The organism is Serratia sp. UGAL515B_01 (assembly GCF_033095805.1).
GTDB lineage: Bacteria > Pseudomonadota > Gammaproteobacteria > Enterobacterales > Enterobacteriaceae > Chania.
The window spans coordinates 4046616-4068983 of the sequence record NZ_CP109901.1; the positions used below are offsets into that span (position 1 = coordinate 4046616).

General features: G+C 48.9%; 17 protein-coding genes. 14 read left to right on the top strand and 3 right to left on the bottom strand.

Going from position 1 to position 22368, the window contains the following annotated elements; genetic code table 11:
- The first annotated feature begins 477 nt into the window (after positions 1 to 477).
- From OK023_RS18300 to OK023_RS18310, 3 genes are all read left to right on the top strand, one after another.
- A complete protein-coding gene (locus tag OK023_RS18300; RefSeq protein ID WP_317694067.1) occupies positions 478 to 2001 on the top strand; it encodes an EAL domain-containing protein in 1524 nt (507 codons plus the stop codon).
- 287 nt (positions 2002 to 2288) lie between these two features.
- Entirely contained in the window at positions 2289 to 3581 is a 1293-nt protein-coding gene (locus OK023_RS18305) for a dicarboxylate/amino acid:cation symporter (protein WP_317694068.1), read from the top strand.
- Between the two features lie 355 nt (positions 3582 to 3936).
- Positions 3937 to 5427 carry a pitrilysin family protein gene (locus tag OK023_RS18310; RefSeq protein ID WP_317694069.1) on the top strand — a complete coding sequence of 497 codons (1491 nt, stop codon included), beginning with the start codon at positions 3937 to 3939 and terminating at the stop codon, positions 5425 to 5427.
- A gap of 30 nt (positions 5428 to 5457) precedes the next feature.
- Here the strand turns inward: OK023_RS18310 and ppiC are convergent, their stop codons facing one another.
- Positions 5458 to 5739, bottom strand: coding sequence for a peptidylprolyl isomerase PpiC (ppiC, locus tag OK023_RS18315; protein WP_317697816.1), 282 nt, complete (start codon positions 5737 to 5739; stop codon positions 5458 to 5460).
- 174 nt (positions 5740 to 5913) lie between these two features.
- On the opposite strand from ppiC, the gene rep reads away from it, so the two are divergent.
- Positions 5914 to 7938, top strand: a complete 2025-nt coding sequence (gene rep / locus OK023_RS18320; protein WP_317694070.1) for a DNA helicase Rep — start codon at positions 5914 to 5916, stop codon at positions 7936 to 7938.
- Between the two features lie 110 nt (positions 7939 to 8048).
- Here the strand turns inward: rep and ppx are convergent, their stop codons facing one another.
- Together ppx and rhlB are read right to left on the bottom strand one after the other, a co-directional pair.
- Positions 8049 to 9542: an exopolyphosphatase gene (gene ppx, locus OK023_RS18325; RefSeq protein WP_317694071.1), complete on the bottom strand. Its 1494-nt coding sequence runs from the start codon at positions 9540 to 9542 to the stop codon at positions 8049 to 8051.
- 9 nt (positions 9543 to 9551) lie between these two features.
- On the bottom strand, positions 9552 to 10838 hold the full coding sequence (gene rhlB / locus OK023_RS18330) for an ATP-dependent RNA helicase RhlB (RefSeq protein ID WP_317694073.1): 1287 nt from the start codon (positions 10836 to 10838) through the stop codon (positions 9552 to 9554).
- A 254-nt stretch (positions 10839 to 11092) separates the two neighbouring features.
- Here rhlB and trxA point away from each other — a divergent pair, with 254 nt between their 5' ends.
- The 10 genes from trxA to rffA all read left to right on the top strand — a co-directional run bounded on the left by trxA (position 11093) and on the right by rffA (position 22367).
- Complete coding sequence (gene trxA, locus OK023_RS18335) at positions 11093 to 11419, top strand: thioredoxin TrxA (RefSeq protein WP_317694075.1); 327 nt, start codon at positions 11093 to 11095, stop codon at positions 11417 to 11419.
- 513 nt (positions 11420 to 11932) lie between these two features.
- The gene (rho, locus tag OK023_RS18340) at positions 11933 to 13192 is read left to right on the top strand and encodes a transcription termination factor Rho (RefSeq protein ID WP_021181558.1); all 1260 of its coding nucleotides are present in this window, start codon (positions 11933 to 11935) and stop codon (positions 13190 to 13192) included.
- A 556-nt stretch (positions 13193 to 13748) separates the two neighbouring features.
- Positions 13749 to 14846 (top strand): UDP-N-acetylglucosamine--undecaprenyl-phosphate N-acetylglucosaminephosphotransferase, encoded by a 1098-nt coding sequence (gene wecA, locus OK023_RS18345; RefSeq protein ID WP_317694078.1) that lies wholly within the window; start codon positions 13749 to 13751, stop codon positions 14844 to 14846.
- 20 nt (positions 14847 to 14866) lie between these two features.
- Entirely contained in the window at positions 14867 to 15919 is a 1053-nt protein-coding gene (gene wzzE / locus OK023_RS18350) for an ECA polysaccharide chain length modulation protein (protein ID WP_317697818.1), read from the top strand.
- An 83-nt stretch (positions 15920 to 16002) separates the two neighbouring features.
- Positions 16003 to 17133, top strand: coding sequence for a non-hydrolyzing UDP-N-acetylglucosamine 2-epimerase (gene wecB / locus OK023_RS18355; protein ID WP_317694079.1), 1131 nt, complete (start codon positions 16003 to 16005; stop codon positions 17131 to 17133).
- Positions 17130 to 18392 (top strand): UDP-N-acetyl-D-mannosamine dehydrogenase, encoded by a 1263-nt coding sequence (gene wecC / locus OK023_RS18360; RefSeq protein WP_317694080.1) that lies wholly within the window; start codon positions 17130 to 17132, stop codon positions 18390 to 18392. The genes wecB and wecC overlap by 4 nt, the downstream gene beginning before the upstream one ends.
- On the top strand, positions 18389 to 19456 hold the full coding sequence (gene rffG / locus OK023_RS18365; RefSeq protein ID WP_317694081.1) for a dTDP-glucose 4,6-dehydratase: 1068 nt from the start codon (positions 18389 to 18391) through the stop codon (positions 19454 to 19456). Before wecC ends, rffG begins: the two co-directional genes overlap by 4 nt.
- A 215-nt stretch (positions 19457 to 19671) precedes the next feature.
- Positions 19672 to 20553, top strand: coding sequence for a glucose-1-phosphate thymidylyltransferase RfbA (gene rfbA / locus OK023_RS18370; protein ID WP_317694082.1), 882 nt, complete (start codon positions 19672 to 19674; stop codon positions 20551 to 20553).
- A complete protein-coding gene (rffC, locus tag OK023_RS18375) occupies positions 20531 to 21250 on the top strand; it encodes a dTDP-4-amino-4,6-dideoxy-D-galactose acyltransferase (RefSeq protein ID WP_317694083.1) in 720 nt (239 codons plus the stop codon). Before rfbA ends, rffC begins: the two co-directional genes overlap by 23 nt.
- Positions 21237 to 22367 (top strand): dTDP-4-amino-4,6-dideoxygalactose transaminase, encoded by a 1131-nt coding sequence (gene rffA / locus OK023_RS18380; RefSeq protein WP_317694084.1) that lies wholly within the window; start codon positions 21237 to 21239, stop codon positions 22365 to 22367. Before rffC ends, rffA begins: the two co-directional genes overlap by 14 nt.
- The last annotated feature ends 1 nt before the right edge of the window (position 22368 follow it).

Sequence of the window (22368 nt, forward strand, 5' to 3'; positions counted from 1 at the left end):
AGTAACGTAGCCAATATGGCTGTGGCCTGGATAACAATGAGTATAAATCGGATACATTCGGAGTGTCGCCTACAGAGCAGTTTTGTTACCCTGTGGTCATTCCAGTCAGGAAAATACCTAACCCTGAGCTTTTCAACCTGCAAGCCGGGTGGCTGGTAAGGTAAAAATACGATGTGTTCGAGAGAACGGCGGGTTTTATTTCCTCTCTTTTAAATTAAAGCGTCATTGGCTGCCACAGTGGCTTGGCGTTTTGTGACCCGGCCTATTTGCGACTGCCGGTGTCCTGAAAGTTATTGGATATAGATCTAAGAGACTTCAAGTTGTAAGCAGGCGGCAACTGAACAACAAACCGTTCAGGAACCGATTTGAATTCGATCCTGAAGGGACGAGGTCAGTAATGCAGCCAATACCGCTGCAGTTTGAACGGCGCCGGGGGCATCGGTCTTTTCTTTTCAGTGTGTATAGCGGAGAGCAGCTTTGCGGGTAAGGCGTTCATTAACGATTAAGCAGATGGCAGTTGTGTCGAGTGTGGCACTGGTGGCGATCTGTATCTTTATCGTAATTCAGTTATTTCATTTTGTGCAGCAGCGCAAGGATGATTACGTCAAACAGCTAGAGAGCATTGCCCATTCTGTGCGCCAACCACTGGCACAAACCATACTGCGTATGGATGTACCGGAAACTAAACGCGAACTCAATGCATTGATGCCGATTGGGATACTTACGCGTGCAGATATTGTCCTGCCAAATGAGTTTCAGGCTCTGCATGCTAATTTTCCTCCAGAACGCCCGGTGCCTACTTTGGTGGTGCGTATTTTTGACTTGCCGGTTCAAATTACAGTTCCCCTCTATTCTCTGGAACGGGTTTCTGCTAATCCTCAACCGCTGGCTTATCTTGTGCTCCAGGCTGATTCCTACCGCATGTATCAGTTTATCCTCAGCACGTTATCCACCCTATTATCAACGTACCTGCTCCTGGCGCTGATTTTGTCGATAGCCATTACCTGGTGCATGAACCGGTTATTGGTTTACCCATTACGCGCCATAGCGCGCGAGTTGGAAAATGTTTCGCAGGATGAGCTCCCTTATCACCAACTGATGTTGCCTGCTCGACATCATGATGACGAACTCGGTTTATTGGTACGCAATTACAATCGTAACCAGCAAATGCTGGTTCAGGCTCGTACCGAAGTCAACCTGCACAATAAGCCTCACGTAGTGCAAGAGGACAAGAAGCCGATTCAGGAACTCGATGTCCTTCTTGGCATAGATCAACGTCAGTTCAGTCTGTTTATTCAGGCTCAGTTGGATATGCAGACCCATCAGGTGATAGGAGGTGAAGTCCTGCTACGCAGGTGTCAGTGTGACGGTAGCTCAACCACGCCTGCCGATGCGATCTCACTGGCGAAACTGTTGGCGGTGAATATTCCGCTTAGTCAGTGGGTTTTGGAAGCGTCATGTCATATTCTGGCCAAATGGCAAACTAAAGGGATCACGTTACCGCTGTCGGTCAGCATTTCTGCAAGACATATTCAGCACAACGATTTTATCCCTCAGTTGGAAGCGTTACTGGCAGCACATAAGTTTAACCCACGAAAAATGCTGCTGCAGATCACCGGGACCTTACACATCAGTGAGCTTGATCATGTATTCGCTTTACTGCATCAATTACGCGTTTTGGGTTTGTCGGTTGCGTGGGATGATTTTGGCATAGGTTATGCGGGCTTGAATTATATGAATCGGCTCAAATGCTTGCCGCTTGATTTGATTAAAATCGATAAGCGCTTTATTGCGGGTTTGCCGAATGACGACCTAATGGCACGTATCATTATCTCAATCTCTGAAGTACTGAATTCGCCAGTGATAGCACAAGGTGTGGAAACTGCAGCACAGCGAGACTGGTTGTTGCAACAAGGTATTCGCAATGGTCAAGGCTCCCTATTGGCGATACCATTACCGCTTGAAGAGTTCGAAGCGCAATACTGCCCGCCTCGCAGTTAATTCTGTTCGTTATTTGTTCAGTTGTTCTTCTGTGCACCTCACTTCTTTCCAAAACGGCTAAGACTTCCCCTTATATTTTGAGTTGGTGCAAAGAAAAGATGACGTAAATCTGCATCCATCCAGTTAAGCTGACGCGTTTCAGCTCTTAAATTCGCATTAATGAGTGTCCGTATGCACAACAAATTATTTCCATGTTGTTATGTGGGTGTTATTTTCCGCGCAAGCGATAAAACAGGATGGGCGAGTGAACGCCCAACTGCCGCGTTGTCTCCCCCAAAGGAAGTTTTATGAAAACAACTATTTTTAAGAGCCTCTATTTTCAGGTGCTGACGGCGATTACGCTGGGTGTCCTGCTTGGCCATTTCTACCCCGAACTTGGTGCTCAGATGAAGCCTCTAGGTGATGGGTTTGTCAAATTAATCAAAATGATTATTGCACCAGTGATCTTCTGTACCGTGGTAACCGGTATCGCGGGTATGGAAAGTATGAAAGCAGTTGGTCGCACCGGGGCGATCGCTCTGCTCTATTTTGAAATTGTCAGTACCATCGCGTTGCTGATCGGGTTATTGATCGTGAATGTGGTGCAACCCGGCGCCGGGATGAACGTTGATCCTGGAACGCTGGATGCTAAAGCGGTAGCAGTATACGCTGAACAGGCCTCACAACAGGGTATAGTGCCATTCCTGCTGGACATTATCCCAGGCAGCGTGATTGGTGCTTTTGCCAGCGGTAACATTTTGCAAGTGCTTCTGTTTGCTGTGTTATTCGGTTTTGCCCTGCACCGTTTGGGTGAGAAGGGACGGTTGATCTTCAATGTGATCGACAGCTTCTCCGGTGTAATTTTCGGTATCATCAACATGATCATGCGTCTTGCGCCGTTAGGGGCATTTGGCGCTATGGCGTTTACTATTGGCAAATATGGAGTTGGCACTCTGGTGCAACTGGGGCAGTTGATCGCCTGTTTCTATATTACCTGTGTGCTGTTCGTGGTCTTAGTTCTCGGTTCAATTGCCCGTTTCAACGGCTTCAGCATCTTTAAATTCATTCGTTATATTAAAGAAGAACTGTTGATCGTTCTGGGGACTTCATCTTCTGAGTCAGTATTACCACGCATGCTCGATAAAATGGAAAAACTGGGGTGTAAGAAGTCGGTGGTAGGCTTGGTTATACCCACAGGTTATTCATTCAACCTTGACGGTACCTCGATTTATCTGACGATGGCTGCGGTATTTATTGCCCAGGCTACTAATACCCATATGGACATCACGCATCAGGTGACCTTGCTTGTCGTGCTGTTGCTGTCTTCTAAGGGGGCGGCAGGAGTAACCGGCAGTGGCTTTATCGTTCTCGCGGCCACGATTTCTGCGGTAGGACATTTGCCGTTGGCCGGGCTGGCCTTAATCTTGGGTATCGACCGCTTTATGTCAGAAGCTCGTGCGCTGACTAACCTGATTGGTAACGGTGTTGCAACGGTAGTCGTAGCAAAATGGTGCAACCAACTGGATGAGAAACAGCTGAAAGATGAGCTGAATAGCAAACCAGATGGGGTTGAAGCGGAAAAAATTCTCCCTTCTGCCTGATTTTTCTTACTCTACTCAAGCCACTTCAAGTTGCAGCTAGGTGGTAATAGCGCTGTAACTTGAGGTGTGATAGATTTAAAAAGCCGGCTGCTACAGTCGGCTTAATTTCTCCTTATTTATCATGCGTTTTCCTTAGTTAAACTCGACTATGCATTTTTTTTCATTCTGTTGAGTGACATCCGTAAGGGGGCGTGGTCTAACTGCGTGGTACACTTCGCGCTTTTCGTCCTACGGTAAAACTTGGGTGTTACTTCTCGCTATGCTATGTACCCTTTTGGGCATAGTTTTGTATTCCATTGAACGGAATACCCGTATTTGCATAGAAAAATTGGATAGTCATTAAGTAGGGGTTCACATGCAGGGCACCAGAATTCGTCTTTTAGTGGGGGGGCTGCTGTTGGCTGCGGCCAACGGCAGTGTGCTGGCTGAAGCACTACAACCTGATCCTGCTTGGCAGCAGGGACAACTGGATAACGGGTTTTCTTGGCAGATCCTTGATACGCCACAACGCCCAAGTGATCGTGTGGAACTTCGGCTGATGGTTAATACCGGATCGCTAGTAGAGTCTTCACAGCAGGTTGGTTTTGCGCATCTTTTACCGCGTATTGCGATGACGCGCAGCGAAAGCTTTACTGAGCCACAGCTACGCTCGCTATGGCAGCAGAGCGTGAGCAGCGACCGGCCATTGCCGCCTGCTATCAGCTCGTATGACTTTACCCTCTACAGCTTGAGTGTGCCGAATAATCGTCCTGAACTATTAAAAAGCGCGCTGACTTGGTTGGCGGATACTACAGGTAAGCTGGCGATCGATGAGAACACAGTGAATGCCGTCATCAATAACGAGCGTGACCCTATTGGTACTTTTCCACCGGACCCTAAAGACTCCTGGTGGCGTTACCGCCTAAAAGGCTCAACCTTGCTGGCTCACGATCCGGGCCAACCTGTAAACCAAGCGGTCGATATAGAGCAACTCAAGAAATTTTATCAGCAGTGGTATACACCAGATGCCATGACGTTATATGTCGTGGGTAAAGTGGACACCCGTAGTCTGAGTGAGCAGATTAACAAGGCGTTTTCACCTCTGACTGGCAAGCGTGAGGTGCCGGCGACCATGCCAACCTTGACGCCATTGCCACCGCAACCGGTGAGCCTGATGAGCGAACAGGTAAAGCAAGATACGCTGTCGATTATGTGGGATACGCCCTGGCATCCTATCCTCGACTCACAAAGCCTAAGCCGCTATTGGCGCAGTGATATCGCCCGTGAAGCGCTGTTCTGGCATATCCAGCAGGTGTTGCAAAAGAACGAGCAGAAAAATCTTCAATTGGGTTTTGACTGTCGAGTACATTATCAACGTGCCCAATGTGCGATCCATCTGGTTACGCCGAATGATAATCTGAACACTGCCCTGGCCTTTATCGCTCGGGAATTGGCCAATGTGCGTAAAAATGGCTTATCTCAAGATAAATTCGACGCGTTGTTGGCACAAAAAACCGACCAACTCAGCAAACTGTTTGCAACTTATGCTCATACAGATACTGATGTGCTGATGAGCCAGCGTTTGCGGTCACAGCAAAGTGGTGTCGTGGACATCGCACCAGAACAATACCAGAAGCTGCGGCATGCATTTCTGACATCGTTAACGCTGGAATCATTGAATCAGGAGTTGAAACAGCAATTATCACAGGATGCCACCTTAGTGTTGATGCAGCCGAAAGGAGAACCTGAAATGAACATGAAGCAGTTACAGGCAACTTACAGTGCTATCGTGACGCCTGCACCTGCGGTGGTTAGTGAGGACGCGAAACGGACGGATAGCACCGCTCCGGAAACCAGTGCACAGTAAACGATCTACGCAGCATTTTCTGCATACTACCTAATTTCTATACAGCACTTTAATGATGTGGTAACCGAACTGGGTTTTTACCGGGCCGTAGGGTTTCAGTAATGGAATACTGAAAACTGCCTTATCGAATGCGGGCACCATGGTGCCCTTATTGAATTCACCCAGTGAACCACCGTTACGTTTCGACGGGCAGTTTGAATATTTACGCGCCAGCGTATCGAAGCTGACACCTCGTTTCAATTTCGCCAGCAGTTCGTTCGCTAACGTTTCGTTATCGACCAGGATGTGCAAAGCACAAGCCGGTTTAGCCATCATTTTGTCCGTTTGGTTGTTTTGGTTGTACTGAGAATACCGCTATTGTAACTGTTCTCACCATGCTGTGCTCCTTCATTGGCCGCCAGTTTGAGTGGTGATGGGGTAAATCTCGCAGAGGCTTTCTGCTACAATCTTCCTCCCCTCGCAATAAATATTGAGCAAGAAAACGTCATGCGATTAAACTCCAGCCAACAAAAAGCTGTCGAATTCGTTACTGGGCCTTGCCTGGTATTGGCCGGTGCCGGTTCTGGTAAAACGCGTGTCATTACAAATAAAATCGCCCACCTAATTCACCAATGTGGTTATCAGGCACGGCATATTGCAGCCGTAACTTTTACCAATAAGGCTGCACGTGAGATGAAAGAGCGTGTAGCACAAACCATAAGCCGTAAAGAGGCGCGTGGATTGATGGTCTCGACATTCCATACGTTGGGACTGGAGGTGATTAAACGTGAGTATGTTGCGTTAGGGATGAAATCCAACTTCTCATTGTTCGACGACCAAGACCAGCTTGCTTTGCTGAAAGAATTGACGGGAAAGTGGCTGGAAAGCGATAAGACACTGGTAGCACAGCTTGTTTCCACCATTTCCAATTGGAAGAATGATCTGATTGATCCATCTAAAGCGATGGGGTTGGCGCGCTCCGAGAGAGACAGGCTGTTTGCGCATTGCTACGGGTTGTACGATGCGCATATGAAAGCGTGTAACGTACTGGATTTTGACGATCTTATCCTGTTACCGACGCTATTGCTGCAGCGTAATAAAGAAGTGCGAGAGCGCTGGCAGAACCGTATCCGTTACCTGTTGGTGGACGAATATCAGGATACCAACACCAGTCAGTATGAACTTGTTAAATTACTGGTGGGAAACCGGGCGCGGTTTACTGTGGTGGGTGATGACGATCAGTCGATATACTCATGGCGCGGCGCTCGCCCCCAAAATTTGGCATTGTTGAAGGAAGATTTTCCTCATCTGCAAGTTATCAAACTGGAACAAAACTATCGTTCCAGTGAACGCATCCTTAAAGCGGCTAATATCCTGATTGCCAATAACCCACATGTATTTGAAAAAAGGTTATTCTCTGAGCTGGGTTACGGCGAAGAACTGAAAGTGGTGACGGCGAACAATGAAGATCACGAAGCTGAACGGGTGGTTGGTGAGCTGATTGCGCATCACTTTGTGAAGAAAACCAACTACCGGGATTATGCAATCCTCTACCGTGGTAACCACCAGTCGCGATTGTTCGAAAAAATGCTGATGCAAAACCGCATTCCGTACAAGATTTCTGGTGGTACTTCATTTTTCTCTCGCCCGGAAATCAAAGATTTATTGGCTTATTTGCGAGTATTGACCAACCCAGATGACGATAGTGCGTTTCTGCGTATCGTCAACACGCCAAAGCGTGAAATCGGCCCAGCCACGTTGCAAAAACTGGGAGAATGGGCAAACCAGCGTAATAAAAGCCTGTATCGTGCCAGTTTTGACATGGGGTTGGGGCAAAACCTTACCGGACGGGGGTTGGAGTCATTACAGCGTTTCACCTACTGGATGGAAGGCATCGCTCAACGGATGGAGCATGAACCGATTGTTGCAGTACGCGACCTGATCCGTGCTATTGACTATGAAAGCTGGTTGTTTGAAACCGCACCTAGTCCAAAAGCAGCTGAGATGCGCATGAAAAACGTCAATACACTGTTTGGTTGGATGACCGAGATGCTAGAAGGTAGTGAGTTGGACGAACCTATGACGCTGGCGCAGGTTGTCACACGCTTTACTCTACGTGACATGATGGAACGTGGTGAAAGTGACGAAGATCTGGATCAGGTGCAGTTGATGACGCTTCATGCCTCAAAAGGCTTGGAGTTCCCCTATGTTTTCCTCGTTGGGATGGAAGAGGGGTTATTACCCCATCAGAGCAGTATTGACGAAGATAATGTCGATGAAGAGCGGCGTTTAGCCTATGTTGGGATCACGCGTGCTCGGAAAGAACTGATTTTCACGTTATGCCGTGAACGTCGTCAATACGGTGAACTGGTACGCCCCGAACCGAGTCGCTTCCTGCTGGAATTACCACAGGATGATTTACTCTGGGAGACGGAACGCAAGGTTCTTAGTCCACAAGAGCGGATGCAAAAAGGGCAGAACCATTTGGCAAGCATGAAAGCGATGTTGGCGAAGGCCAAAGACGTTAAGTAAAGAGTGAAACAGCCCTAACGGCTTTTAGACTGACCTTTAATTGCACGCGAACAACGCAGCAATTTGCTCAAATGCCCTTGATCGCACCATAGGTAATTAAGGGCCAGAGTCTAGTCGTGCTCTTCCAGGAACAATGGGCAGTGAGCATAGCTTTGCCAACGACTCTCTTGTTCCAACTGTTCTGCACGCAACGGATGCTTTGCCAACCAACCCTGCGGCAAGATGACGCGTAATTCCTCGTCATAGGCACGTAAACGTACAGTGGGTAAAGTATCGTCATTACGGCGGCTTGCAAAGATAATCGCTAGGCGTAGGATACGACACAAACGCTGTGCCATACGTGGTGGTATAGCATTTTGTTGGCTTAGTAATGAAAGATCGAGGGTATTACTCTGGTTTTGCAGGAGTGCGGCTAACAGCTTCTTTTGCGCTGGTGTAAAGCCGGGTAAGTCAAGGTGGTGAATCAAATAAGCTGCATGCTGCGGTGCGTGTTTAAAATCGACACTCAAGCCGATTTCGTGCGCCAGGCAGGCTGCATGCAGAAGTTCACGACATCGCGCATCCAGCTGCCATTCGTTGGCTGTCTGTAAACAGAAGTTCGCTGCCAATTGGCTGACTCGTTCCGCCTGTTCGGTATCAAGCAGGTACCGGCGCTGGAGATTACGCAGTGTCCGGCTACGGATATCCTGTTCAATCGGCAGATGCAGCATGCCATACACTAATCCTTCGCGCAGTGCGCCACCGGCCAGTGTCATACTTTCGATGCCCAACTCCTGGAAAATGGCCAGCAGTATTGCCAGACCGCTTGGAAACACCAAGGCTCGTTCCAACGTCAGGCCTTCGATCTCCAATTCTTCAAGCTTGCCACATTGAATGGCTCGTTGTTTCAGTTGGCGGAGTTTCGGCAAAGTGATGCGTTCGTCCATGCCCTGCGCTACCATGATTTCCTGAAGCGCCTGCACGGTGCCAGAGGCACCAACGCAAATCTGCCAGCCATATTGCCGAAGTTGTTTGGCGACAGGACGTACCATGTCGCTAGCTGCACGTTCGGCAGCTTCAAAGTTATCCCGTTCTAGATTGTGGTCGCTGAAAAATCGTTCAAGCCAGGTGACGCAGCCCATAGAAAGACTGTAAAGCTGGTTGGCTTGCGCCCCGGTACCGACAACCAGTTCCGTACTGCCACCGCCAATATCAACGACTAGGCGTTGCTCAGGGCCACCGGTGGTATGGGCCACGCCATGATAGATCAGACGAGCCTCTTCCTCACCGCTGATAACCTGTATAGGGCAACCGAGGATCGTTTCAGCAGTTTGAAGGAATTGGTTGGCGTTGTTTGCTAGGCGCAATGTTGCGGTTGCAACCACACGCATCTGTTCGCGTGGAATATCCTGCAGGCGTTCAGAAAACAGCCGCAAGCATTGCCAACCGCGCTGCATGGCTTCCTGTGAAAGATGGTTATGCTGATCCAGCCCCGTAGCAAGGCGCACTTTACGCTTGATGCGCGCCAGAGTCTGGATATTGCCAGCCATCTCGCGTACTACCAACATATGAAAGCTGTTGGAGCCAAGATCGATGGCGGCATAAAGGGGGCTGGAACCAAGCATAATTTTCCGTCAGCCTGAGCGTTTACGGGGGCTCCGCGGAGCTCCACTACGGCGAGGCGCAGAGCTACGGCGTGGGCCGTTGTTGCCACGTGGACGAACCAGCCGTTTAGGCGCGGGCAGATCGTTTAGTAATGCATCACTGTTGTATTTACTCACGGGAATACTGTGGCCGGTATAGGTTTCGATCGCTGGCAGGTTAAGAGCGTACTCTTCACAGGCCAAGCTGATGGAATGACCACTTTCTCCAGCGCGGCCCGTTCGACCGATACGGTGAACATAGTCTTCACAATCATCAGGCAGATCGTAGTTGAAAACATGGGTTACTAGCGGAATATGTAGACCACGTGCCGCAACGTCGGTCGCTACCAGAATATCCAGATTACCTTTGGTGAAGTCATCCAGAATACGCAGGCGTTTTTTCTGTGCTACATCGCCCGTCAGTAGGCCGACGCGGTGACCATCGGCAGCCAGATGGCCCCAGATTTCTTCACAGCGGTGCTTAGTATTGGCGAAGATGATACAGCGGTCGGGCCATTCTTCTTCGATCAGTGTCTGCAGTAAGCGCATTTTTTCTTCGTTTGAAGGGTAAAAAAGCTCTTCCTGGATGCGGTGGCCGGTTTTCTGTTCTGGTTCGACTTCTACATACTCTGCATTGTTCATCTGCTCAAAGGCCAACTCGCGTACGCGGTAGGATAAAGTGGCAGAGAATAGCATGTTCAGGCGCTGATTGACCGAAGGCATGCGGCGGAATAACCAGCGAATATCTTTGATAAAGCCTAGATCGTACATCCTGTCGGCTTCATCCAATACCACAACTTGGATAGCACCCAGATCGATATAGTTCTGTTTGGCATAATCGATTAAGCGGCCAGTCGTTCCGACCAGAATATCCACTCCGCTTTCCAGAACTTTGAGTTGTTTATCATAGCCATCACCACCATAGGCCAAGCCCAGCTTCAATCCAGTAGCTTGGGACAGGGCTTCTGCATCGGAATGGATCTGTACGGCAAGTTCACGCGTTGGCGCCATGATCAAGGCGCGCGGCTGGTTGGTCTGGCGACCTTCTTTCGCCGGATGAGATAGCAAATAGTGAAAAGTAGACGCTAAAAACGCTAGAGTCTTTCCGGTACCGGTTTGCGCCTGACCTGCAACGTCTCGTCCACCGAGCGTCAGCGGCAATGCTAAAGCCTGTATAGGCGTGCAGTGGTAAAACCCTTTTTTCTGAAGGGCTTCAAGGACTAACGGGTGCAGGGCGAAGTCGGAAAACTTCTGTTCGGTCAAGTGTGTTTTGCTCATAGTGTGGTAGAATATCAGCTAACTATTGCTTTAAGAAAGCATATCCGTTGAAATAAAAACGGTGAAATAAAATTACCTAGGTTGGTTTAATGCTATCCCAAGTTACTTCAAGTTGCAGCTAGGCGGCAACTGAGCGAAGCCATTTGAGCTTGGTAAACCAAGTGACTGTGGTGAGTGAGGCTGCTAATATTATTGTAGCTTGAAGAGCTACGGGCATACACCAACTAGGTAGACATAATCCTGTGGAGTAGAACATGAGCAATAAAATTATTCACCTGACTGACGACAGCTTTGATACCGATGTGCTGAAAGCCGAAGGGCCAATCCTTGTCGATTTCTGGGCTGTATGGTGTGGTCCGTGCAAGATGATTGCTCCGATTCTGGATGAGATTGCTGAAGAATTTGAAGGCAAACTGACCATCACCAAGCTGAATGTCGATGAAAACCCGACCACTGCACCTAAGTATGGTATCCGTGGTATCCCAACGCTGTTGTTGTTCAAAAATGGTGAAGTGGCTGCAACCAAGGTAGGTGCGTTATCCAAAGGTCAGCTCAAAGATTTCCTCAACGCGAATCTATAATCGGGTTCGAAGCCTTGTACGGGCGTCTTGAGGGGGAATTCATTCACCACTAGACGCCTGCTAAGAAGCGTGTTAGATTTACCTATACTGCGATACAGAACTTGCCTTGAGTATTAAACCTAATTTGAATCTAAGTTTTACTCTGTGTTGAAACATCGGTGTTCAAGTCTTTTTCGATTTCAATCCGTGTTTTAGCAATCAAACGTTTTTGAAAAAATCATTTTTAAGGTATCTTCGATCTTAAACCGCCAGCGCATATGTCCAAGGTAAACCATTTCTTACCGAAGCGGCTCAGCAACACGGCGATCGAATGCCTAGTAGACAGGCACGAATACTCCATTGACTTCAAGGTGTGACAAAATGGCATCGGTAACTCTCCCTGAACTTGGTTCACTGTGGGTATGAGTAACAGGTCCAACATAGCCACAGTGTGAAATACCAGTGGAAATAACGCTGCCATACCCATTCACGATATTAGTTCGAGACATACCCCGAGTTTAAGAACCCACCACTATGAATCTTACCGAATTAAAGAATACGCCGGTTTCTGAGCTAATTACTCTCGGCGAAAATATGGGGCTGGAAAACCTTGCCCGCCTGCGCAAACAGGACATTATCTTCTCTATACTCAAGCAACATGCAAAAAGTGGAGAAGATATCTTCGGTGACGGTGTGCTGGAGATATTGCAGGATGGATTTGGTTTCCTTCGTTCTGGAGACAGTTCATACCTCGCAGGCCCCGATGATATCTACGTTTCTCCCAGTCAAATCCGCCGTTTCAACCTCCGCACAGGTGACACCATTTCCGGTAAGATTCGTCCGCCAAAAGAAGGTGAACGCTATTTTGCCCTGCTGAAAGTCAATGAAGTCAACTACGACAAGCCAGAAAACGCCCGCAATAAAATCCTGTTTGAAAACTTGACGCCGTTGCATGCTAACTCTCGTTTGCGGATGGAGCGTGGTAACGGCTCTACTGAAGATCTGACGGCTCGCGTTCTGGATTTAGCCGCTCCTATCGGCCGTGGCCAACGTGGCTTAATTGTGGCACCGCCAAAAGCCGGTAAGACCATGCTGCTGCAAAATATTGCCCAAAGCATCGCCTACAACCATCCTGACTGCGTACTGATGGTATTGCTGATCGACGAACGTCCTGAAGAAGTAACCGAGATGCAGCGTCTGGTAAAAGGCGAAGTGATTGCTTCTACCTTTGATGAGCCAGCTTCGCGCCACGTACAGGTTGCAGAAATGGTGATCGAGAAAGCCAAACGTCTGGTTGAGCACAAGAAGGACGTTATCATTCTTCTGGACTCCATTACCCGTCTTGCTCGTGCTTATAACACAGTCGTACCTGCTTCAGGCAAAGTACTGACCGGTGGTGTGGATGCCAACGCCCTGCATCGTCCGAAGCGCTTCTTCGGTGCGGCACGTAATGTTGAGGAAGGGGGTAGTCTGACTATCATCGCTACCGCATTGGTTGATACCGGTTCTAAAATGGACGAAGTCATTTACGAAGAATTTAAAGGTACAGGTAACATGGAATTGCACTTGGCGCGCAAAATCGCCGAGAAACGTGTATTCCCTGCTATTGACTACAACCGTTCCGGTACGCGTAAAGAAGAATTGCTCACTACATCTGAAGAATTGCAGAAAATGTGGATCCTGCGCAAAATTATTCACCCAATGGGTGAGATCGATGCTATGGAGTTCCTCATTAATAAGCTGGCCATGACCAAAACCAACGATGAATTCTTTGACATGATGAAACGATCATAATCAGGTAAAAATTTCTCAGAACGCCACGCCTAGTCGTGGCGTTTTTTGCTTTTGGCAGATACGATAAGTAGCAGTATAGGAAAAGCCGTTTATTTTTATGGCTTATTGAGAGTTTATCTCACTTACGTCTGTTTTTAGCGTTGATACGTTGAAGTAGAAAATGGCTTATACCCAAGTTACTTGAGGTTGCAGGTGGATGGCAACTGAGCGGCAAATCGGTCAAGGATCGATTTGAGCAGTGCTTACGTTGCCGGTAGGATGAGGTTTATTCGCAAGCGCTTGGTAAACCAAGTTTTTGGGCGAGTGAAAAATCTGCTATGAGAAATTACATGCTTTTAATTTATAACAGATCGGTCACGCGCTCTGATGGCTATGTCTATGCACGAGCCGGGTAACACAGCTAACACTAAAGCAGCTTGAGGGACGACGAGTATAGACATAGATAAATGTGAATGTCTGTTGTCAAAGGAAATGACTGGAAGGCCGTTTTGGCCACCACATGGTGCAGTTTTTACTTATGTAAAGCTGCCTCATCTTCTTCAGAGATTTGTTAACCGTGAACTTACTCACTATGAGTACTGAAATTCTTTTTGTTTTTCTGTTTTCTCTGGCTTTTTTGTTTGTTGCGCGCAAGGTAGCAAAAAAGATCGGTTTGGTTGATAAGCCGAATTATCGTAAACGCCATCAGGGGTTGATCCCTCTGGTGGGGGGAATTTCTGTTTATGCAGGGATTTGCTTCGCTTTTTTGATCTCAGCCCAAACAATTGAGCATGGCAAACTCTACCTAGCCTGCGCAGGCGTCTTGGTACTCGTTGGGGCTCTTGACGATCGCTTCGATATCAGCGTTAAGATACGTGCCACAATTCAGGCCTTGGTAGGGATTGCCATGATGCTCTTTGCTGGGTTGTATTTGCGCAGTTTTGGCCATGTATTTGGTAACTGGGAGATGCTGTTAGGCCCATTTGGTTATCTGGTTACGCTATTTGCCGTTTGGGCTGCGATCAATGCTTTCAATATGGTCGATGGCATTGATGGGTTGCTTGGGGGACTTTCCTGCGTCTCTTTTGGCGCAATGGGTATCCTGTTATATCAAAGCGGTCATCCCGATCTCTCCTTTTGGTGTTTTGCCATGTTGGCGGCCATTGTTCCCTACATTCTGCTTAACCTCGGTATCCTGGGCCGTCGTTATAAAGTCTTTATGGGGGATGCGGGTAGTACGTTGATTGGTTTTACTGCAATCTGGCTATTGCTGCAAAGTTCTCAGGGGCCAAGTCATCCTCTCAAGCCAGTCACTGCATTGTGGATTATCGCTATTCCACTGATGGATATGATCGCCATCATGTATCGCCGATTGCGTAAGGGGATGAGTCCATTCTCTCCAGATCGCCAGCATATTCACCATCTGATCATGCGTGCAGGTTTCACACCCCGCCAGGCGTTTGTGCTGATTACATTGGCAGCTGCGATTTTGGCAGCAATAGGGGTTCTTGGCGAAATGTTGGACTTTATCCCTGAATGGCTAATGTTGGCATTATTTTTGCTTGCATTCTTTTTCTATGACTATTGCATTAAACGTGCGTGGCGCGTTGCACGTTATATTAAACGTATCAAGCGTCGTATACGGCATTCAACGAACAATAAGCAAGTACCTTAACTTGAGGCTTTAGGGCAGTGATGATTCCTGAAACAACGTCTGAAAAGAATACTCCGGTGATCGATACCGAACTCGATATCCGTGGTTTGTGCAGCACGCTTTGGCGTGGCAAAAAATGGATTATTGGTTTTGCGGTGCTGTTTGCTGCTGTCGCATTGGTCGTTTCCTACCTGGTGAAACAGGAATGGAGTGCGACGGCGATTACTGACAGGCCAACAGTGAATTCATTGGGTGGATATTACTCTCAGCAGCAATTTCTACGTAACCTTGATGTACGTACGATGCCTGCAGTCTCCGCTGAACAACCAGGGATTGCCGATGAAGCCTATAATGAATTCATTATGCAGTTGGCTGCTTATGACACGCGGCGTGATTTCTGGCTGCAAAGCGATTACTACAAGCAGCGTCAGGAAGGTGATGCGCGTGTCGATGCGGTGTTGCTTGATGAATTGATTAACAATATTCAGTTCACGCCGCGCGATGATAAAAAAGTGCTTAACGACAGTGTCAGACTCACCGCAGAGACCGCATCGGATTCCAATCGTCTGCTGCGTCAATATGTTGCCTTTGCAAGCCATCGTGCTGCACAACATTTGAACGAGGAGATCCAAGGTGCTTGGGCTGCACGTACCACCTCAATGAAAGCACAGGTAAAGCGGCAGGAGGCGGTAGCAGATGCGATTTACCAGCGTGAGCTTCGCACTGTCCAACATGCATTGAAAATTGCCGAGCAGCAGGGGATTAGCCGTACTCAGACCGATACACCGGCTGAGCAGTTGCCTGACTCCGATTTGTTCTTGTTAGGCAAACCGATGCTACAGGCTCGGTTGGAAGGGTTACATGCATCTGGTCCAACCTATGATCTGAGCTATGACCAGAATCGAGCAATGCTGTCAACATTGAATACTGGCCCGGTGCTTGACGCTAAATTCCAAGCTTATCGTTATTTGCGTACCCCTGAAGAACCGGTAAAACGAGATAGCCCACGCCGGGTGTTCTGGCTAATCATGTGGGGGTCGATTGGTGCGCTTGTAGGTGCTGGAGTTGCCTTAACGCGTCGGCCTCACAGTTAACAATGTAATAATTTTGCTGATGGGTACCTGAGTACCCGACTTTGCAGGTTCGCCTGCGGTTCACCGACCAAAAGAGATTCGCTGTGAAAGTGTTGACTGTTTTTGGTACCAGACCGGAGGCCATCAAAATGGCTCCTTTGGTACATGCTTTGGCTCAGGATGATGCTTTTGAGTCAAGAGTTTGTGTTACGGCACAGCATCGGGAGATGTTGGATCAGGTATTGCTTTTGTTTGAAATTGTGCCGGATTACGACCTGAATATCATGAAGCCCGGTCAGGGGCTGAATGAGATCACTTGCCGCATTCTGGAAGGGTTGAAGCGTGTTTTGGAAGATTTCAAACCTGATGTCGTTTTGGTTCACGGCGATACAACGACGACGATGGCAACTAGTCTGGCAGCGTTTTATCAGCGTATACCTGTGGGGCATGTGGAAGCAGGCCTACGCACAGGTAATCTTTATTCTCCCTGGCCGGAAGAGGCCAACCGTAAGTTGACGGGGCATTTGGCAATGTACCATTTTGCGCCGACCGAGAACTCGCGTCAAAATCTGCTGCGGGAGTCGTTGCGTGATGATCATATTTTCGTCACAGGTAATACTGTCATTGATGCATTGTTGTGGGTGCGCGATCGCGTGATGAATGATGAGGCACTGCGTGTCAGCCTTGACCAGCGTTATCCCTTCCTGGATGCCAGTAAGAAATTGATCCTGGTCACCGGTCACCGTCGGGAAAGCTTTGGTGGAGGGTTTGAACGTATCTGCAGTGCGTTGGCAGAGATTGCCCTTCAGCACCCTGAAGTCCAGGTGGTATATCCAGTACACCTCAATCCTAACGTCAGTGAACCGGTCAACCGAATTCTGAAAGGAATTGATAACATTATCCTGATCGACCCACAAGATTATCTGCCCTTTGTTTATCTGATGGCACATGCTTATCTGATCCTGACCGATTCTGGCGGTATTCAGGAAGAGGCACCGTCATTGGGCAAACCGGTTCTGGTTATGCGTGATACGACAGAACGGCCGGAAGCGGTAGACGCCGGTACGGTGCGCTTAGTCGGAACGGATGTGGCTAAAATTGTTGACGCGGTTACCCGGTTGCTGACAGACCAGAACGAATATCACGCCATGAGCCGGGCACATAACCCTTACGGTGACGGGCATGCCTGCCAACGTATCCTTGAAGCTTTAAAGAATCATCAGGTGACAGCATGAGTTTTAACACTATTTCAGTTATTGGTCTGGGTTATATCGGTTTGCCAACGGCTGCGGCATTTGCTTCCCGCCAGAAGAAAGTGGTTGGCGTAGATGTTAACCAGCATGCGGTAGATACCATCAATCGTGGTGCCATTCATATCGTTGAACCCGACTTGGATAGGGTGGTGAAAGAAGCTGTTGATGGTGGATATCTGCAGGCGGTGACTAAACCGATTGCGGCAGACGCTTTTCTGATTGCTGTACCAACGCCATTCAAAGGGGATCATGAACCTGATTTGGCCTATGTTGAAGCGGCAGCCAAGTCATTGGCACCGGTGCTGAAAAAGGGCGATCTGGTGATCCTTGAGTCCACCTCTCCGGTGGGGGCAACCGAGCAGATGGCTCAATGGCTGGCACAGGCGCGCAGCGATCTGAGCTTTCCGCAGGATGCTGGTGAACAGGCTGACGTCAATATTGCTTATTGTCCTGAGCGGGTATTGCCAGGGCAAGTGATGGTCGAACTGATCCGTAATGACCGTGTTATCGGTGGTATGACGCCGAAATGCTCCGAGCGCGCGAGCTCGCTGTACAAAATTTTCCTGGAAGGTGAGTGCGTTGTTACCAACTCCCGTACCGCTGAAATGTGCAAACTGACGGAAAACAGCTTCCGAGACGTTAACATCGCGTTCGCTAACGAACTGTCTCTGATCTGTGCTGAGCAAAATATCAACGTATGGGAATTGATCCGTTTGGCTAACCGCCATCCGCGCGTCAATATTCTGCAGCCTGGTCCTGGCGTGGGTGGACACTGCATTGCCGTTGATCCCTGGTTCATCGTGGCACAAAATCCACAGCAGGCTCGCCTGATCCATACCGCACGCCTGGTTAACGACGGCAAACCACTATGGGTGGTCGATCGTGTTAAAGCCGCCGTGGCGGACTGCCTTGCGGCAACTAACAAACGTGCTGCCGACGTGAAAATTGCCTGTTTCGGCCTGGCATTCAAACCAAATATCGATGATTTGCGTGAAAGCCCTGCGGTTGAAGTGGTTCATCTTATTGCTGACTGGCACATTGGCGAGACTTTAGCGGTGGAGCCTAATGTGGATCATTTGCCTAAGTCATTGATGGGGAAAGTCACGTTGAAAACTATTGCTGAAGCAGTGCAACAGGCTGATGTGATCGTGATGTTGGTCGATCATAAAGAATTTAAAGCGATCAACTCACAAGAGATTAAGCAGCCTTGGATCGTTGACACCAAAGGAGTCTGGCGTTGAAACGTATTCTGGTTACCGGTGGTGCTGGTTTTATCGGCTCTGCCGTGGTAAGGCATATCATCAGCGCGACTTCCGACAGCGTAGTGGTGGTCGACAAGCTGACTTACGCTGGTAATCTTGAGTCACTGAATGGTGTCGTTGGTAGCGAGCGTTATGCTTTCGAGCAGGTAGATATTTGCAATCGTAACGAGCTGGACCGTGTGTTTGCTCAGTATCAACCGGATTTCGTCATGCATCTGGCAGCAGAAAGCCACGTTGATCGCTCTATCGACGGCCCGGCAGCCTTTATTGAAACCAATATAGTGGGCACTTACACCATGTTGGAAGCTGCCCGTCACTACTGGCAGGCACTGGCAGAAGAGAGGAGGCAGGCTTTTCGTTTCCATCACATCTCTACCGACGAAGTGTATGGTGACCTGCACGGTACTGACGATCTGTTTACAGAAACCACTCCTTACGCGCCGAGCAGCCCATATTCCGCATCTAAGGCATCGAGCGACCATCTGGTCCGCGCCTGGCTGCGCACCTACGGTTTCCCTGCCCTGGTGACAAACTGTTCCAACAACTATGGCCCTTATCACTTTCCAGAGAAGCTGATCCCTTTGGTGATCCTGAACGCGATTGCCGGTAAACCGCTGCCGGTCTACGGCAATGGCGCACAGGTCCGCGACTGGTTGTATGTAGAAGATCATGCACGTGCGTTATATCAGGTAGTGACGGAAGGTGTGGTGGGTGAAACCTACAACATTGGTGGTCATAATGAGCGCAAAAATATTGAAGTTGTTCACACCATCTGCGATCTGCTGGAAGAACTGGCACCGAATAAACCGCAGGGTGTGGCGAAATATCGCGATCTGATCACTTATGTCAAGGATCGCCCTGGTCACGACATGCGCTATGCCATTGATGCAGGCAAGATCGAGCGTGAACTTGGCTGGCGTCCGCAGGAAACCTTTGAAAGCGGTATCCGCAAAACAGTTTCATGGTATCTAAGCAATGAAACCTGGTGGCGCCGTGTGCAAGATGGGTCTTATGCGGGCGAGCGTTTGGGGCTTAGTCAGTAATAACCTTCATCTGTTGGTTGCCGTACAGGGTCTGCTGTCCACAACGTTTAAATCTGTTCCCGACAGATTTGTGTTAACCCCCAACGACTTATATGGGCAAGTTGTAGGGGGTTATGTATTCGCCACCTGTCTGTAGCTTGATCCCAGTAGATAGGGTTGTTTTGTCTTATGACAGAAAAAACTTTCGCGTAATTTAAAGTGAGCCAGGAGTGAAAATGAAAGGTATTGTTCTTGCCGGTGGTTCTGGGACGCGTTTGCACCCAATTACTCGTGGCGTTTCCAAGCAGTTGCTGCCTATCTATGATAAACCGATGATTTATTATCCGCTCTCGGTGCTGATGTTGGCCGGGATCAAGGACATTCTGATTATCTCTACGCCCGAAGACCTACCTTCATTCCGCCGTTTACTCGGTAGTGGCCAAGAGTTCGGTATTAATCTCAGTTATGCCGAACAGCCTAGCCCGGATGGTTTGGCGCAGGCGTTCCTGATTGGTGAAGAGTTCATCGGTAATGAGCCGTGCTGCTTGGTACTCGGTGATAACATTTACTTCGGCCAGGGCTTTAGCCCGAAATTGAAAAGTGTGGTTGAAAGTCCGCAAGGGGCAACGGTATTTGGTTACCAAGTTATGGATCCAGAGCGATTTGGTGTGGTGGAGTTTGACGATAATTTCCGTGCGCTTTCGATAGAGGAAAAACCGGCCAAACCAAAGTCTAACTGGGCGGTGACTGGTCTTTACTTCTATGACAATCAGGTTGTTGATTTTGCTAAACAGGTGAAACCTTCTCCGCGTGGTGAACTGGAAATTACCAGCATCAATCAGATGTACCTTGAGCGTGGCGAATTGAAGGTTGAGTTGCTGGGCCGTGGCTTTGCCTGGCTCGATACCGGTACTCACGATAGCCTGATCGAAGCCAGTACTTTTGTACAAACGGTTGAAAAACGGCAAGGTTTTAAGGTCGCCTGTCTGGAGGAAATAGCCTGGCGTAACGGTTGGCTGGATGATGATGGTGTGAAACGTGCTGCTCTGGCATTAGCTAAAACCGGCTATGGCAAATACTTACTGGATCTCTTGCATGTTCGTCCACGCCAATATTGAGCCTTTGGGCTGGGAAAGTGAATTTTTTCATATTAAGAGCGCCAAACTGCAGTTTGACTATGCGGCACCCTTAGTCAGTGATACGGAACTGGATACTTTTGCGCTGGTTCAGGCAAAAATTCCAGCGCACCGCGTTGACTTGGCCGACGCACTGGCGAGATTACAATTTAGGCTGGTAGAGGGTGAAGTTGATTTCGCCTTGGTAATTGGCACAGAAAGTGCTTCATTATCGCCGGTAGTTCGCATCGCACAATCTGAAGATATTCCGCTATTGCGCACGGCTGCAGCCAGCGTCTTTGCTGTTAGCCGATTCCGTGCGCCATGGTATGGCTTGGAAGACAGTGGGCGCTTTTACGCGACCTGGATTGAAAAAGCGGTGTTGGGTACTTTTGATCATCAGTGCCTGTTGGTACTGGGAAGCGACGGGAAGCCCGAAGGGTTTGTCAGCCTGCGCGATATTGACCAACAAGAGGCCCGTATCGGTCTGCTGGCGGCACTCCCTGGAACACCAGGGAAAGGGACGGGGTCACGGTTGATGGCGGCTGCGATTAGCTGGTGCCAGCAGCGTCAGCTGCAGCGCCTGCGCATCGCGACGCAGATAAGCAATCTTGCCGCGTTACGGCTCTATCAACGACATGGTGCCAGCATAGAAAGCACCGCTTATTGGTTCTATAGAGGTTTACATGATTCCATTTAATGCACCACCGGTTGTTGGCACAGAACTCGATTATATGAAGGCTGCAATGGGCAGCGGTAAGTTGTGCGGTGATGGTGGTTTTACCCATCGCTGTCAGCAATGGATGGAGCAACATTTTGGTAGCCCGAAAGTGTTGCTGACGCCGTCCTGTACAGCCTCACTGGAAATGGCCGCTATCCTACTGGATATACAGCCGGGTGATGAAGTCATCATGCCGAGTTTCACTTTCGTGTCTACCGCTAACGCTTTTGTACTGCGTGGTGCTGTAGTGGTGTTTGTCGATGTGCGTCCAGACACCATGAACATCGACGAAACCAAAATCGAAGCGGCCATCACTGATAAAACCCGTGCGATTGTGCCTGTCCATTACGCAGGCGTTGCCTGCGAAATGGACACCATCATGGCGTTGGCGAAGAAGTACAACCTGTTTGTGGTAGAAGATGCGGCACAGGGCGTGATGTCGACTTACAAAGGTAAAGCCCTGGGGACGATTGGCCACATAGGTTGCTACAGTTTCCACGAAACTAAAAACTACACTGCCGGTGGTGAAGGTGGTGCAACGTTGATTAACGATCCGTTACTCATTGACCGCGCTGAAGTGATTCGTGAGAAAGGCACCAACCGCAGCCAGTTCTTCCGTGGTCAGGTGGATAAATACACCTGGCGTGATATCGGCTCCAGCTATTTGATGTCAGACCTGCAAGCCGCTTATCTGTGGGCGCAATTAGAGGCAGCCGAACAGATTAACCAGCGCCGTCTAGAGTTGTGGCAGAACTATTATGACGCATTTAAACCGTTGTCTGATGCTGGTCAAGTCACTTTGCCGATGATCCCGGCGGATTGTGTGCATAACGCTCATATGTTCTACGTAAAACTGAAGGATATACAGGAACGTACCGAGTTTATTACCTACCTGAAAGACGCTGAGATCATGTCGGTCTTCCATTACATTCCTCTGCATGCCTGTCCTGCGGGTGAGAGGTTTGGCCGCTTTGTCGGTGAGGATCGTTTCACCACCAAGGAAAGCGAACGTCTGGCTCGTCTGCCGCTGTTTTATAACATGTCTGATGTCAATCAACGTTCGGTGATCAATACCATCTTGAGCTTCTTTGCCTGAT